This is a genomic window from Streptococcus sp. TATVAM-FAB8, from assembly GCF_046592795.1.
GTDB lineage: Bacteria > Bacillota > Bacilli > Lactobacillales > Streptococcaceae > Streptococcus > Streptococcus ruminicola.
The window spans coordinates 43,340-58,561 of record NZ_JAWVPQ010000005.1; the positions used below are offsets into that span (position 1 = coordinate 43,340).

Here is a 15,222-nt window from a genome sequence, read left to right on the forward strand (position 1 = left end):
ACTTACGCCTATTTCTGAAAAAACAAAAAGGCTAGAACAATGTTCTAACCTTAAATGTATTATTTGGCAATATCAAATACAGTAGATTTGACAGTTGTCATAGCTTCAATAGAATATTTCACACCTTGTGTTCCAGCACCAGATTTTTTAGCACCAAGGAATGGGAAGTTATCTGTACCACGTTGTGTTTTGTTGTTAATGTGAACAGTACCCACTTCAAGTTGTTCAGCAATCTTGAATGCCAATGGGAAATTGTTTGTAAATACAGAAGCTTGAAGACCGTATTCAGATTTGTTTGAAATTTCGATAGCTTCTTCAACTGAGTTCACACGGATAAATGGAAGGACTGGACCAAATGGTTCTTCCCAAGCCAAGCGCATATCAGTTGTAACGTTATCGAACAAGACTGGGCTGATAAGGTTACCTTCACGTTTGAATGAGATAACTTCTTTAGCGCCTTTTTCTTGAGCATCTTTGATAAGACCTTCAACATAGTCTGCAGCTTTTGTATCGATAAGTGGAGTGATATCAGCGTTATCTTCTGGCATACCAACAGTCAAGTCGTTAACAAGTGCAGAAACTTTTTCAACTAATTTGTCAGCAATGCTATCCATAACAAGAACACGTTTTACAGCTGTACAACGTTGTCCTGAGTATCCATAAGCACCAGCAACAATGTTTTTAGCAGCCAAGTCAAGATCAGCATCTTCAAGGATGATAGCTGAGTCTTTACCACCAAGTTCAAGCATGATTGGACGCATACCAGCCAAGTGACCAATGTGTTCACCAACTGGTGTAGAACCTGTAAAGTTGATGTAGTTAACAGCTTCATGTTCTACAATGTAGTCACCAATAACTGAACCACGTCCTGTGATTGTATTGAATACACCTGCAGGAAGCCCAGCTTCAGCAAATGCTTCAGCCAAAAGAAGACCTGAAATAGAACCTTGCGTAGGTGGTTTAAGGGCAACAACGTTCCCTGAAATAAGGGCAGGAGCAATCTTAGAACCTGCAAGGTTGATTGGGTAGTTAAATGGTGAAATAGCAAGCACCAAACCTACTGGTTCGCGACGAACGATAGCAATTTTTTTCTTGCTTGCTGGATCAAAGCTACCACCTTCAAGAACTTCACCTTCAAGACGAACGCCTTCTTCAGCAGCATAGTTAATGATTTCAGCAGTACGAATAACTTCACCGACAGCTGATTTGTAACCTTTAGCGATTTCTTTAGAAAGAACAGCACCAATTTTTTCAGCATCACGCATCAAAATATCAGCTGCTTTGTGAAGGTATTCAGCACGTTCTACATATGAAAGTGCACGCCATGCTTTTTGAGCAGCTTTAGCTGATGCATAAACATAGTCAACTTCTTCTTGGCTCATTGCAGGAACAGAACCAAGTTCTTCACCAGTTGCGGGAGCGTAAATTTTGATTTCTTCTTTAGAAAGTTTCCACTCACCGTTGACGTAATTTTTATATTGTTTAGTCAAGCGATATCTCCTTTTAAATGTGATAACTCCATTTTATCACTTTTTTAGCTTTTTTCAATATTTTAACACGAAAAAATTCTGAAAATTTAGACAAAAACTTTGTGGTGTCAAATAGTTATAATTATAAAACTTATAAATAATATTTATAATCCCATTGTAAGACCTCTATGTGCTTGTAATATCAGAATTTAGTGAATTTTTTCAATTGAATAACTTTTTATTTTATTCGATAATTGTATATTTTTTCATTAAAAAAACAGTAACATTTCAAATGAATTCAATTAGGATTTCCTGATTTTTAACATCAAAAAAAGCTTTTAACATTACGTTAAAAGCTTTCTCATGTTAATTAGTCAACATTAACATATTCTTTGCTAAGTTCAAGAACTTCTTCCATTGTTGAGCATTCTGTAAGAGCGCGGTTAGCGTATTCTTGCATTTTAGCAGTGTCAAGTTTCTTCATCAAGCTACGTGTACGAAGAATTGACGTAGCTGACATAGAGAACTCGTCAAGCCCCATTCCGACAAGAAGTGGAACAGCTTTTTGGTCACCGGCCATTTCACCACACATACCAGCCCATTTACCTTCAGCGTGAGCTGCTTTGATAACGTTGTTAATCAAACGAAGGATTGATGGGTTGTATGGTTGGTAAAGGTATGAAACTTGTTCGTTCATACGGTCAGCAGCCATTGTGTATTGGATAAGGTCGTTTGTTCCGATTGAGAAGAAGTCAACTTCTTTCGCAAATTGGTCAGCAAGCATAGCTGCAGCTGGGATTTCAATCATGATACCAACTTGGATATCATCTGAAACGGCAATACCTTCAGCTTTAAGGTTAGCTTTTTCTTCATCAAAGATTGCTTTAGCAGCACGGAATTCTTTAAGAAGTGCAACCATTGGGAACATGATACGAAGTTGTCCGTGTACAGATGCACGAAGAAGAGCACGGATTTGTGTACGGAACATTGCATTTCCTGTTTCTGAGATAGAAATACGAAGTGCACGGAATCCAAGGAATGGGTTCATTTCTTTTGGAAGGTCGAAGTAAGGAAGTTCTTTGTCCCCACCGATATCCATTGTACGAACCACAACTGGTTTACCATTCATGCCTTCAAGAACAGCCTTGTATGCTTCATATTGTTCATCTTCAGTTGGGAAGTCTTGTGAATCCATGTACAAGAATTCTGTACGGTAAAGACCAACTGCTTCTGCACCATTAGCATTAACACCTTCAACGTCTTTAGGTGTACCAATGTTAGCTGCCAATTCGAAGTGTTTACCATCTGCTGTTACTGTTTTAGCGTCTTTAAGAAGAGCCCATTCAGCTTTTTGTTTAGCATATGCTTCACCAGCAGCTTTAAATTCAGCAACTTGTTCATCTGTTGGGTTGATGATCACTTCACCAGTGATACCGTTTACAGCAACGATATCGCCATCTTTAACACGGCTAGTGATATCGTTTGTTCCAAGAACAGCAGCAATTTCAAGTGTACGAGCCATGATAGCTGAGTGACTTGTACGTCCACCAATGTTTGTAACAAAGGCTTTAACAAATTGTTTGTTCAATTGGGCAGTATCAGAAGGTGTCAAATCGTGTGCAATAACGATTGATTCTTCATCAATTGTAGCAGGGTTTGGAAGTTTAGCACCAAGAAGGTGAGCCAATACACGTTTAGCAACGTCGCGGATATCTGCGGCACGTTCTTGCATGTATGGGTTATCTTCCATTCCTTCAAAGATAGTGATGAACATATCAGTCACTTCTTTAAGTCCTGCTTCTGCGTTAGTTTGTTTTGCACGAATAGTTTCTTTAATTTGGCTGATCATTTCTGGGTCAGCAAGAACCATTAAATGTGCGTCAAATACGGCAGCTGCTTCTTCGCCAAGTGTTTCTACTGCTTTTTCACGTATAATAGAAAGCTCGTCTTGTGATGCTTTCAATGCGGCATCTAGGCGAGCTTCCTCTGCACTTGTATCTTCAACTGTAACAGTTTCAAATGACAAATCAGGTTGAACGAGTAGATACGCTTTAGCAACAGCAACACCATCAGATGCGGCAATTCCTTTAAGCATTTCTGTCATTTTCTTAAGCCAATCCTTCTTTTGTCATTGTTTCTTCGATTGCTGCAAGTGCGTCATCAGCGTCAGCACCTTCAGCAGAGATAGTTACGTCAGCACCTTGACCAACACCAAGACTCATAACACCCATGATTGATTTAAGGTTTACTGCTTTACCTTTGTAGTCAAGAGTGATGTCTGAAGCGAATTTGCTAGCTGTTTGAACAAGCAAAGTAGCTGGACGTGCGTGAATACCTGTTTCTGCAACAATGTGAAAATCTTTTGAAGCCATATTATGGTTCTCCTTTTATTTGTGTTTTTTCGGATTACCTTATGATAACCCTTACAAGCTATGATTATAGCATAAACCCTTTTTTATTTCAATAGTTACACACCTTGTATGCGCCTTCTTTTTTGAAAAATTAAGGAAAAACGGCACTTTCAGGCTGTAAAATTACCTGTTTTTTTCAAAAATAAATAGAAACAAGTTGAACTCGCTTCCATTTATTGATTAATCTTTCTTTTCAGCTTTTTTCTTTTTTAGGGCTGCTGTTTGTTTACGAATTTCATTAAAGAATGGTGCTGTTGTCAAGCTAAGATTTTTATAGTTCCGCAACATACGACGTTGGTTAAAACGAAATGGCTGAACACCCTTAACTTTTAAATTCTCATTTAGCTGAAGTCTAAATTTCTCCAAACGTTTGCTGAAAGCTTCTCTTTGTTTAGTCCAGTCGTCAAATTCTGTTTTAACAGATCGAAGCAATCTTTCCTGTTCAGAGCGAACATATTTTTCAACCGTTGCTGCTGCTTGTTGAAATTTCACAGTATCTATAACTGTCCAAATCAAATCCGCTGTCATGATAGAAACAATCACTAGGGCAAACCAGCCATTCAAACGATTGATAACAGCCATGACCGTCGGCTGGACAAATTTAACAAGTATCAAAATACTAACTCCCCAAAAAAGTGAAATTTCAGGAGCAATCCAACCTTTAACATTACCAAATAAATGGCTATAATCCCAAAGTTTCATATGAAAGAAGTTCTCCAAAAACCAGCCAGCCAGAAATTCAAAAATCGTCGCAATGAGCATGCCACTGATAAAAAGTCCTAGTAGATTGTTTTGAAATGGTTTTGTGCCGATTAAAACCGTCGCCACCGCAAAGCCATAAACTGGACAATAAGGCCCAGCTAAGAAACCACGATAAGCAAACTTTTTATCACGAATAGAGCAATAAATGGTTTCCCATAGCCAACCGATAAATGAATAAATAAAAAATAGAAAAATAATATCCGTTATAGAATAGCCCATAAAACGTCAACCTCTAAATTTCAAACTATTCTCATTATAACAAAAAACCTAGAACAAGACTTGTTCTAGGCGAGCTTTTACATATTTTCAATAAGTTTAGCTGCAAATTCACTTGTTGAGCAAGCGGCTTTTCCTTGCGCCAAATCTGCTGTAAATTGACCTTTGGCAAAAGTTGTTTCAATTGCTTGAGAAATCAAGCTGGCAACTTCTGTCCATCCGATATAATCAAACAACATACAACCAGATAAAAGAACAGAACATGGATTAGCAATATCTTTTCCAGCAATATCAGGAGCTGTTCCGTGAGTTGCTTCAAAGATTGCATGTCCAGTTACGTAGTTGATATTAGCACCTGGTGAGATACCAATTCCACCAACTTGAGCAGCAAGAGCATCACTCGCATAGTCACCGTTTAAGTTTGTCAAAGCGACGACATCAAATTTTTCAGGATTTAGTAGGATTTGTTGCAAGAAGTTATCGGCAATGATGTCATTCATAACCAATTTCCCACTTGCTAATTCATCAGCGTATTCACGTTCTGCAAGTTCGTAACCCCATTTGCGGAAACCACCTTCAGTGAATTTCTGGATATTTCCTTTGTGAACAATTGTGACATTTGTTAGTTGATTAGCAAGAGCGTATTCAATAGCTGAGCGAATCAGACGTTCACTACCTTCTTTTGAAATTGGTTTGATACCAATACTACTTGATTCAGGAAAACGAATCTTGTTGACAGACATTTCATTTTGCAAGAATTCAATGACTTTTTTCACTTCTGCTGTACCAGCTTCCCATTCAATACCAGCGTAAATATCTTCAGTATTTTCACGGAAAATAGTAATACTTGTTTTTTCTGGTTCTTTAAGTGGACTTTCAATTCCTTTGAAATAGCGAACTGGGCGAACACAAGCATACAAATCCAATTCTTGGCGAAGTGTAACATTTAACGAACGAATCCCACCACCAACTGGAGTTTCAAGTGGTCCTTTGATAGCAATCAAATCTTCTTTAATCGTATCAAGCGTTTCTTCTGGTAACCATTTCCCAGTTGCTTCATGCGCTTTTTTACCAGCTAAAAGTTCATGCCATTCAACTTTTTTTTGACCTTGATAAGCTTTTTCAACAGCTGCATCAAAGACAGCACGCGCATTTTTCCAAATGTCACGTCCAACGCCATCCCCTTCAATAAAAGGGATAATTGGATGATTAGAAACGACCAATTGGCCATTTTCTAAAGTGATTTTATCAGCCATAATTTTCCTTTTTCCTTTCGTAATCTTTTTTAACGATCTTCAAGTGGAACATATTTCAAACCAAGTTCACCTTTATAACGAGAACGTGGACGAATCAATTTATTATGTTTTTGTTGTTCTTGAATATGAGCAATCCAACCAGCAACACGACTCATGGCAAAAATCAACGTAAAGATTGAACTATCAATACCAAGCACATGGTAAACCGTCGCTGAATAGAAATCGACATTTGGAATCAAACCTTTAGTATGTTTCATGTAATCTTCAATTTCACGAGACAAGTCAAACCAAATTTCATTTTCAGTTCCTTCTGTTAAAGCTTGCGCCATTTCACGAAGATATTTTTCACGTGGGTCTTGTGTTTTATAAACGCGGTGGCCAAATCCCATAATTTTTTCTTGTGAATCAAGTTTTTCTTTTAGATAAGCTTTAGTATCACCCATTTCACGGATTTCAGTCAGCATGTCGAAAACACGTTCATTAGCGCCACCGTGAAGAGGTCCTTTAAGGGTACCAATCGCCGTTGTTACACAAGAATAAATATCAGCCAAAGTTGACGCACAGACACGTGCAGCAAATGTTGAGGCATTTAATTCGTGGTCAGCATGTAGTACCAAAGCACGATTAAGAGCTTTAACTTGCAAATCAGTTGGTTCTTCGCCGTTTAACATATAAAGGAAATTGGCTGCAAAACACAAATCTTTACGTGGTGCCACAGGAGTTTTTCCTTCACGCAAACGAGCAAAAGCTGCAATAATCGTTGGCATTTTTGCCATTAATTGAATAGATTGTTCGTAAGTTGCTTCTTCTGAGTTATCTTCTGCATTAACGTTGTAAACACCTAGCAAGCTAACTGTTGACCGAAGAACACTCATCGGATGCAAATGATTACGTGATTGAATCATAATACATTGCACAACAGCGTCACTGATTTCATAGTTATCACGAAGTAATTTTACAAAATCATCAAGCTCTGTTTTATTTGGCAAATGAAGGTTCCAAAGAAGGTAAATCACTTCTTCGAAACTAGCATCATTGTCCATCAATTCTGAAATATTGTAACCTGCATAAGATAAATTATCATTAATAATCGAACTAATACGGGTATTACAGGCGATTAAATCTTTTAATCCACTTGATCCTGTCATATATTAAGCACCCCCTAATTTCTTTCTAACAACCATTGGTAGAATTCCGCCATTTTTGTAGTAACGGATGTCAGCATCCGCATCAAAACGTACCATGGCTTTAAAATGTTTTTCACCTGATTCATCACGTGCAATCACATCAACAATATCGTGAATACCAGGATTTTCTGAAAGGTTAATATCGTATGTTTCGTAACCTGTTAATCCAAGGCTTTCTGCTGTTTCACCTTCTAAGAATTGCAATGGTAAAACCCCCATCATGACAAGGTTTGAGCGGTGAATACGTTCAAAGCTTTCAGCAAGAACAGCTTTAACTCCAAGAAGATTTGACCCTTTGGCAGCCCAGTCACGACTTGATCCCATACCATAGTCTTTACCAGCAATGACCAAAGTATCAACCTTATCTTCTTTATAATGCATGGCTGCATCGTAGATTGGCATTAATTCACCATTGTATTTTGTGTAACCACCAATTTTACCGTCGGCTAATTGGTTTTGAATTCGAATGTTGGCAAATGTTCCGCGCATCATGACTTCGTGGTTACCACGGCGGCTACCATATGAGTTGAAATCAAGGTAATCAACACCATGTTCTGTCAAATATTTAGCAGCTGGACTGTTTTTAGCGATGTTACCTGCTGGTGAAATATGGTCAGTTGTAACACTATCGCCAAATTTAGCCAATGGTTTAAGGTTTTTAAGTGGTTTGATTGCTAAATCATCACCCAAGTTATCAAAGTATGGTGGGTTTTGGATGTATGTTGAGGCTTCATTCCAATGATAGATTTTACTTTCTTCTGTTGGAATTTGGTTCCACTTTTCACTGTCAGTGAAAACATGCTCATACTCGTGTTCGAACAATTCACGTGTGACAAATTGGTCAACGTATTTTGCTACTTCATCATTTGTTGGCATGATGTCTTTAAGATAGACTGGCTCATTGTTTTGATCAAAACCAAGTGGTTCTGTTGTCAAGTCAATGTTAGTATTTCCAGCGAGTGCATAAGCCACAACAAGTGGTGGGCTAGCAAGGAAGTTTGCTTTGACAAGTGGATTAACACGTCCTTCAAAGTTACGGTTACCTGACAAAACAGCTGACGCTAACAAATCGGTATTCGTAATTGCTTCAGCGACTTCTGGGCGAAGGCTACCTGAGTTACCGATACATGTTGTACAACCGTAACCGACAATGTTAAAGCCAAGTGTATCTAGGTAAGTTTGCAAACCAGAGTTACGAAGATAACCTGTCACCACTTTTGAACCAGGGGCAAGTGATGTTTTGACTGTCGGAGCTACGCGTAAACCACGTTCAACAGCGTTTTTGGCAAGCAAACCAGCTGACATGAGCACGTAAGGATTTGAAGTATTCGTACATGATGTGATAGCTGCAATTGCCACATGTCCAGTCTTAATCTCAACATCTTGATCTTCAAAATGAACAGTTGCTGTTTTATTAATTTCATCAGCTGTTAGACCAAATCCTTGAACACCTGCTTCACGTACCAAACTTTCTTGGAAAGTTTGTTTTGCTTGTGTCAAATCAATCAAATCCTGTGGACGTTTTGGTCCAGAGATACTTGGTGAGATGGTAGACAAATCAATCTCAACAACTTTAGTGTATTCAGCTTGATGCTCTGGATCATAGAAAAGATTGTTACGTTTAGCATATTCTTTTGTCAATGCAATGTGGTCTTCATCACGGTTTGTCAAACGCATGTAGTTAAGCGTTTCATCATCGATTGGGAAATAACCACATGTTGCACCGTATTCAGGAGCCATATTAGCGATAGTTGCACGCTCTGCAAGACTAAGATTTGAAAGACCATCACCAAAGTACTCAACGAATTTGCCGACAACTTTTTCTTGACGAAGGACTTGTGTCACTTTAAGTGCCAAGTCAGTTGCAGTCGCAATCTTAGGCAATTTACCTGTCAAACGGACACCGATGACTTCTGGAATTGGGAAGAATGAAGCTTCACCAAGCATAGCTGCTTCTGCTTCAATACCTCCGACACCCCAACCAAGCACACCAATACCATTGATCATTGTTGTGTGACTATCAGTACCAAACATTGAATCAGGGTAAAGCATGCCATCTTTTTCAATGACAACATCACTTAAATACTCAATATTAACTTGGTGAATAATCCCTGTTGCTGGTGGAACAGCACGGTAATTATCGAATGATTTTTCAGCCCATTTCAAAAATTCGTAACGCTCATTGTTACGTTTAAATTCCATATTAATGTTATCTTCTAAAGCTGTATCGCAGCCAAAGAAATCAACCTGGACACTGTGGTCAATAACCAAATCAACTGGGATTTCAGGGTTGATTAAATCTGCATCACCACCATTTGAAACGATGGCATCACGCATTGATGCAAGGTCGACAACAACTGGTACACCAGTGAAATCTTGTAGGATAACACGACTTGGTTTGAATGGAACTTCGCCTTGGATGTTTTTAGGATTGTAAGTTGCTAAATTTTCAATGTGACTTTTTGTAACATCTACTCCATCATACTTTCTGAGTAAACTTTCAAGTAATATACGAATAGTGTAAGGGATTCTTTTGATATTTCCTCCATAATGAGAAACGGCTTCTTCAAGATTTAGGTAAGAATAGTCATTCTCTTTGAAAGAAAATTTAGATAAGAACTCTGTCATGTACGGACCCCCGATTATAATAATATTGTTTTTAATTATACAAAATTCAGAAAATTTTGTCAACATTAATTTACAAGTGCGTGTTAGATTTCCTGACATGATGTGTTACTTAAAAATAAAAAAGCTGTTAAACCTTGATATCACTACATTTTGTACAAACGACAATCACCAACCACTACATATGGTGTTTTTGTAAGCCTTTTTGGTTGCTTTTTTGGTATATTTTGGCTATTCTAATTAAACATTGAATTAAAAAAAGATAACGATTTATGGAGGAAAGCCTAATGGCTAATAAAATTACACTTTTTTCAAAAAATAATTGCATGCAATGCAAAATGACTAAAAAACTTTTAGAAAAAGCGGGCGCTGAATTCCAAGAAATTAACATGGATGAACGTCCAGATATGATTGATTACGTTAAAAGTCTTGGTTTTACAGCCGCTCCAGTTATCAAAGCTGGCGAAATTGCCTTTTCAGGATTTCAACCAAATAAACTAAAAGAAATTATTTAACCGTCCTTCCATTTTGAATTAGAAAGGAATTACCTTACTCAATCTATGAACTAGGTAACTTACTTTATTTATGAGTCTTAAAAATCTCGGCGATGTTTCTTACTTTCGCCTTAATAATGAAATCAACCGTCCAGTTAACGGACAAATCCCTTTAAACAAAGATAAAGAAGCTCTCAAAGCTTTCTTTCTTGAAAATGTCATTCCAAACACCATGACATTTACGACTATCATAGAAAAAATCAATTATCTGATTGCAAATGACTACATTGAAGCTGAATTCATCCGTAAATACTCACCAGACTTTATTGAAAACTTAGCTAAAGACTTGCAAGCTCACAAATTTCGCTTCAAATCTTTCATGGCAGCTTACAAGTTCTACCAACAGTATGCTTTAAAAACTAATGACGGCAGCCAATATCTTGAAAGTATCGAAGACCGTGTGCTCTTTAATGCCCTTTATTTTGCTGACGGAAATGAGGAGCTGGCACGCGATTTAGCGCTTGAGATGATAAACCAACGTTATCAGCCTGCGACACCTTCTTTTTTGAACGCTGGACGAAGTCGACGCGGAGAATTTGTATCGTGTTTCCTAATTTCAGTTACTGATGACATGAATGCTATTGGACGTTCCATCAACTCAGCTCTGCAATTATCACGAATCGGAGGCGGTGTTGGTATTAGCCTTTCAAATTTGCGTGAGGCTGGAGCTCCTATTAAAGGATATGAAGGTGCAGCATCTGGTGTGGTACCAGTCATGAAACTCTTTGAAGATAGCTTTTCATATTCTAACCAACTTGGTCAACGCCAAGGTGCCGGTGCGGTTTACCTTGATGTTTTCCACCCAGATATCATGGCTTTCTTATCTACTAAAAAAGAAAACGCTGATGAAAAAGTGCGTGTCAAAACACTGTCACTTGGAATCACCGTTCCTGATAAATTCTACGAACTAGCTCGCAAAAATGAAGACATGTATCTCTTCAGCCCATATAGTGTTGAGCGTGAGTACGGTGTTCCTTACAGCTACGTGGACATCACAGCAGAATACGACAAAATGGTTGCAAATCCTAATATTGTCAAAACTAAGATTAAAGCGCGTGATTTGGAAACTGAAATTTCAAAACTCCAACAAGAATCTGGTTATCCTTATGTAATTAACATTGACACAGCTAACCGTACTAATCCAATCGATGGTAAAATCATCATGTCAAATCTCTGTTCTGAAGTGCTTCAAGTTCAAAAGCCAAGCATTATCAATGATGCCCAAGAATTTGTCAAAATGGGAACAGATATTTCATGTAATTTGGGTTCAACTAACATCGTTAATATGATGACTTCTCCAGATTTTGGTCGCTCTATTAAAGCTATGACACGCGCTCTAACTTTTGTTTCAGATACGTCATCAATTGAAGCTGTGCCAACAATCAAGCATGGGAATGAACAAGCTCATACCTTTGGACTTGGTGCTATGGGACTTCACACCTACCTAGCTCAAAACCATATTCACTATGGAAGTCCGGAATCTATTGAATTTACAAACATCTATTTCATGTTGCTCAATTACTGGACATTAGTCGAATCTAATCAGATTGCCCGCGAACGCAAGCAAACCTTTGTAGGCTTTGAAAAATCAAGCTACGCTGATGGCAGCTACTTTGATAAATACATCACAGGTGACTTTGTACCAAAATCTGACCGCGTCAAGGAACTCTTCGCTGAGCACTTTATTCCTAGTGGTAAAGATTGGGCTGAGCTTCGTGATGCTATTATGACAGACGGGCTCTATCACCAAAATCGCTTAGCTGTTGCCCCAAATGGTTCGATTTCATACATCAACGATGTCTCAGCATCGCTTCATCCCATTACACAACGTATTGAAGAACGTCAAGAAAAGAAAATTGGTAAGATTTACTACCCAGCAGCTGGGTTGTCTACAGACACAATTCCTTATTACACGTCTGCTTACGACATGGATATGCGTAAGGTCATCGATGTTTACGCTGCAGCTACTGAACATGTCGATCAAGGATTGTCCCTCACTTTGTTCTTGCGCAGCGATATTCCAGAAGGACTCTACGAATGGAAAATGCAAAGCAAACAAACCACTCGTGACCTTTCTATCTTACGTCACTATGCTTTTAATAAAGGACTCAAATCAATCTACTACATTCGCACCTTTACAGATGATGGTGAAGAAGTTGGCTCAAACCAATGCGAAAGCTGTGCGATTTAACTGAACACTTGTTATTGGTCCTAAAGGACCTAATAACAAGACGGCAACCGCTAGGGCGGTTTGCCTAGTTCACTTACTAACTTCATCAAATGACTATTATCAAGTCGTTTGGTTTCGTGTCGTGACTTTATTGAACACTTTGTTTTATCTCTGTAGGCGTTACGACCCAAACAGGATAAAAAACATAACTTGAATCACTATTTGAAATGCCGGTCTTTTGGTTGGCTTTCTTACAACTACTCTTAGGAGAAATCAAAAAACATGACAACATATTATAAAGCCATTAATTGGAATGAGATTGAAGATGTCATTGATAAATCAACTTGGGAAAAGTTGACCGAACAATTCTGGCTTGATACGCGTATTCCTCTCTCAAATGATTTAGATGACTGGCGTAAACTCTCAGACCAAGAAAAAGATTTGGTTGGTAAGGTATTTGGTGGCTTAACTCTTCTTGATACCATGCAATCCGAATCTGGTGTTGAAGCTATTCGTGCAGATGTCAGAACACCTCATGAAGAAGCTGTTCTCAACAATATCCAATTTATGGAATCTGTCCACGCCAAATCATACTCTTCCATTTTTTCAACGCTTAATACAAAATCAGAAATCGAAGAAATCTTTGAATGGACGAACAACAACGAATACTTACAGAAAAAAGCCAAAATTATCAATGATATTTATGAAAATGGTACTGCGCTGCAAAAGAAAGTTGCCTCAACTTTCCTTGAAACTTTCCTCTTCTACTCTGGATTTTTCACTCCTCTTTATTATCTTGGCAATAATAAATTGGCAAATGTCGCTGAAATTATCAAATTAATCATCCGCGATGAATCTGTCCACGGAACTTACATTGGCTATAAATTCCAACTTGGTTTCAATGAATTGTCTGAGAAAGAGCAAGATGACCTGCGTGATTGGATGTATGACTTACTTTATCAACTCTATGAAAATGAAGAAAATTACACCAAAACACTTTATGACCAAGTTGGCTGGACTGAGGAAGTTCTGACTTTCTTACGTTATAACGCCAACAAAGCTCTCATGAACTTAGGGCAAGACCCGCTTTTCCCTGATACCGCAAATGACGTCAACCCAATCGTCATGAATGGTATTTCAACAGGAACTTCAAACCACGACTTCTTTAGTCAGGTCGGAAACGGATACCTTCTTGGTTCTGTTGAAGCTATGCAAGATGATGATTACAATTATGGCCTTGATTAGAATTTTCAAAAAATATTTTCGAACTGTCTTGACAAGAAAGTTTCTTTCATGCTAGACTATAAACAAATTGAATTCACAAAGGAGTGCCTTCGGCTGAGATCGCATTTGCGAAATCCTGATAACCTGATCTCGTTAGGACGAGCGTAGGGATTGTGATATGACTTTTTTAAACGTGATTAAAATAGCATTGAACATATTATCAGAAAAGCTCCTTTGTGTTAGAAGGAGCTTTTTTATGTCGTCGAAGAATTCTCAATTGTCTGCTTTAATTGAGACTGCATTGGTTGCTGCTTTTGCTATGGCTTTATCTTATATTCCAGATTTTGCTAGCTGGTTCACCCCTTCATTCGGTGCGGTGCCAGTCGTCCTTTTTGCCCTACGTCGCGGTCCAAAGTACGGAACTCTAGCTGGTCTTATCTGGGGCTTGCTTCACTTCATTTTAGGTAAAGTTTGGTATTTGGCTTTGTCACAAGTTATCATCGAATACATCATTGCCTTTATCTCAATGGGCTTAGCTGGATTTTTATCTGAGCCATTTCAAAATGCTCTTTCTAAAGACAATAAAGGACGTGCTTTGATTTACTCTACTATCGGTGCCACACTTGCTGTTTTTGTCCGCTACTTCTGGCACTATGTCGCTGGCTTTATCTTCTGGGGAAGCTACGCACCAAAAGGCATGTCACCTTACCTTTATTCACTCAGCGTCAATGGCACTGCTGGACTCTTAACTCTAGTCTTCGTCATTTTAGCACTAGCTATCATCATCCCAACACAAGGAAAACTCTTCTTGGTGAAGAAATAAAATCTTTATTTTCTAAGCTTAACACCATAAAAGCTAAGACAAATCGTCTTAGCTTTTTTTCTATTACATTTGTTTTGCCAAATTAATCATTTCAAGCACACCTTGAGCGCATTCGCTACCTTTATTACCTGCTTTTGAACCAGAACGTTCGATAGCTTGCTCGATATCCTCAGTGGTAATCACACCAAACATAACTGGAATATCGCTAGAAAGATTGATTTGTCCAACCCCTTTAGCCACTTCGTTACAGACCAAATCATAATGACTTGTTGACCCACGAATGACACTACCAAGTGTGATGACACCATCGTATTTCCCAGTCGCAACGATTTTTTTGGTCATAAATGGAATTTCAAAAGCACCTGGTACCCAGTAAACATCAATATCTTCTTCGGCCACTTCGTTACGAATCAAACCGTCCATTGCACCACCCAATAGTTTTGAGGTGATAAATTCATTAAAACGTGCAACTACGATAGCAATCTTTAAGTCTTTTCCGATAAATTTTCCTTCAAATGTTGTCAT

At 38.3% G+C, this 15,222-nt stretch carries 12 protein-coding genes and 1 riboswitch; of the genes, 4 read left to right on the forward strand and 8 right to left on the reverse strand.

Going from position 1 to position 15,222, the window contains the following annotated elements; genetic code table 11:
- Positions 1–59: 59 nt before the first annotated feature.
- The 7 genes from SFC32_RS04360 to acnA form a co-directional block, all read right to left on the reverse strand.
- The gene (locus tag SFC32_RS04360) at positions 60–1,490 is read right to left on the reverse strand and encodes an NADP-dependent glyceraldehyde-3-phosphate dehydrogenase (protein WP_074563359.1); all 1,431 of its coding nucleotides are present in this window, start codon (positions 1,488–1,490) and stop codon (positions 60–62) included.
- A 349-nt stretch (positions 1,491–1,839) separates the two neighbouring features.
- Positions 1,840–3,573: a phosphoenolpyruvate--protein phosphotransferase gene (ptsP, locus tag SFC32_RS04365; protein WP_411049428.1), complete on the reverse strand. Its 1,734-nt coding sequence runs from the start codon at positions 3,571–3,573 to the stop codon at positions 1,840–1,842.
- A 4-nt stretch (positions 3,574–3,577) separates the two neighbouring features.
- Positions 3,578–3,841: a phosphocarrier protein HPr gene (locus tag SFC32_RS04370; RefSeq protein ID WP_003064009.1), complete on the reverse strand. Its 264-nt coding sequence runs from the start codon at positions 3,839–3,841 to the stop codon at positions 3,578–3,580.
- Between the two features lie 219 nt (positions 3,842–4,060).
- The gene (locus SFC32_RS04375) at positions 4,061–4,861 is read right to left on the reverse strand and encodes a putative ABC transporter permease (protein WP_411049427.1); all 801 of its coding nucleotides are present in this window, start codon (positions 4,859–4,861) and stop codon (positions 4,061–4,063) included.
- Between the two features lie 77 nt (positions 4,862–4,938).
- On the reverse strand, positions 4,939–6,114 hold the full coding sequence (gene icd / locus SFC32_RS04380) for an NADP-dependent isocitrate dehydrogenase (protein WP_093815313.1): 1,176 nt from the start codon (positions 6,112–6,114) through the stop codon (positions 4,939–4,941).
- A gap of 29 nt (positions 6,115–6,143) precedes the next feature.
- Entirely contained in the window at positions 6,144–7,262 is a 1,119-nt protein-coding gene (locus SFC32_RS04385; RefSeq protein ID WP_074563355.1) for a citrate synthase, read from the reverse strand.
- Positions 7,263–7,265: 3 nt separating this feature from the next.
- Positions 7,266–9,929 (reverse strand): aconitate hydratase AcnA, encoded by a 2,664-nt coding sequence (gene acnA, locus SFC32_RS04390; protein WP_411049426.1) that lies wholly within the window; start codon positions 9,927–9,929, stop codon positions 7,266–7,268.
- 284 nt (positions 9,930–10,213) lie between these two features.
- Between acnA and nrdH the strand changes: the two genes are divergently transcribed.
- The 4 genes from nrdH to thiT all read left to right on the forward strand — a co-directional run bounded on the left by nrdH (position 10,214) and on the right by thiT (position 14,697).
- On the forward strand, positions 10,214–10,441 hold the full coding sequence (gene nrdH, locus SFC32_RS04395) for a glutaredoxin-like protein NrdH (protein ID WP_014334480.1): 228 nt from the start codon (positions 10,214–10,216) through the stop codon (positions 10,439–10,441).
- Positions 10,442–10,511: 70 nt separating this feature from the next.
- On the forward strand, positions 10,512–12,671 hold the full coding sequence (nrdE, locus tag SFC32_RS04400; RefSeq protein ID WP_411049425.1) for a class 1b ribonucleoside-diphosphate reductase subunit alpha: 2,160 nt from the start codon (positions 10,512–10,514) through the stop codon (positions 12,669–12,671).
- A 261-nt stretch (positions 12,672–12,932) separates the two neighbouring features.
- A complete protein-coding gene (gene nrdF, locus SFC32_RS04405; RefSeq protein ID WP_411049424.1) occupies positions 12,933–13,895 on the forward strand; it encodes a class 1b ribonucleoside-diphosphate reductase subunit beta in 963 nt (320 codons plus the stop codon).
- Between the two features lie 69 nt (positions 13,896–13,964).
- Positions 13,965–14,062, forward strand: a riboswitch (TPP riboswitch).
- Between the two features lie 68 nt (positions 14,063–14,130).
- Entirely contained in the window at positions 14,131–14,697 is a 567-nt protein-coding gene (thiT, locus tag SFC32_RS04410) for an energy-coupled thiamine transporter ThiT (protein WP_411049423.1), read from the forward strand.
- A gap of 63 nt (positions 14,698–14,760) precedes the next feature.
- Here the strand turns inward: thiT and ribE are convergent, their stop codons facing one another.
- A complete protein-coding gene (gene ribE / locus SFC32_RS04415; protein ID WP_411049422.1) occupies positions 14,761–15,222 on the reverse strand; it encodes a 6,7-dimethyl-8-ribityllumazine synthase in 462 nt (153 codons plus the stop codon).

Bases quoted from the DNA above. Each gene is read 5' to 3' on its own strand.
- ptsP (WP_411049428.1), bottom strand. From the start codon at position 3,573: ATGACAGAAATGCTTAAAGGAATTGCCGCATCTGATGGTGTTGCTGTT.
- SFC32_RS04370 (WP_003064009.1), bottom strand. From the start codon at position 3,841: ATGGCTTCAAAAGATTTTCACATTGTTGCAGAAACAGGTATTCACGCA.
- SFC32_RS04375 (WP_411049427.1), bottom strand. From the start codon at position 4,861: ATGGGCTATTCTATAACGGATATTATTTTTCTATTTTTTATTTATTCA.
- icd (WP_093815313.1), bottom strand. From the start codon at position 6,114: ATGGCTGATAAAATCACTTTAGAAAATGGCCAATTGGTCGTTTCTAAT.
- SFC32_RS04385 (WP_074563355.1), bottom strand. From the start codon at position 7,262: ATGACAGGATCAAGTGGATTAAAAGATTTAATCGCCTGTAATACCCGT.
- acnA (WP_411049426.1), bottom strand. From the start codon at position 9,929: ATGACAGAGTTCTTATCTAAATTTTCTTTCAAAGAGAATGACTATTCT.
- nrdH (WP_014334480.1), top strand. From the start codon at position 10,214: ATGGCTAATAAAATTACACTTTTTTCAAAAAATAATTGCATGCAATGC.
- nrdE (WP_411049425.1), top strand. From the start codon at position 10,512: ATGAGTCTTAAAAATCTCGGCGATGTTTCTTACTTTCGCCTTAATAAT.
- nrdF (WP_411049424.1), top strand. From the start codon at position 12,933: ATGACAACATATTATAAAGCCATTAATTGGAATGAGATTGAAGATGTC.
- thiT (WP_411049423.1), top strand. From the start codon at position 14,131: ATGTCGTCGAAGAATTCTCAATTGTCTGCTTTAATTGAGACTGCATTG.
- ribE (WP_411049422.1), bottom strand. From the start codon at position 15,222: ATGACAACATTTGAAGGAAAATTTATCGGAAAAGACTTAAAGATTGCT.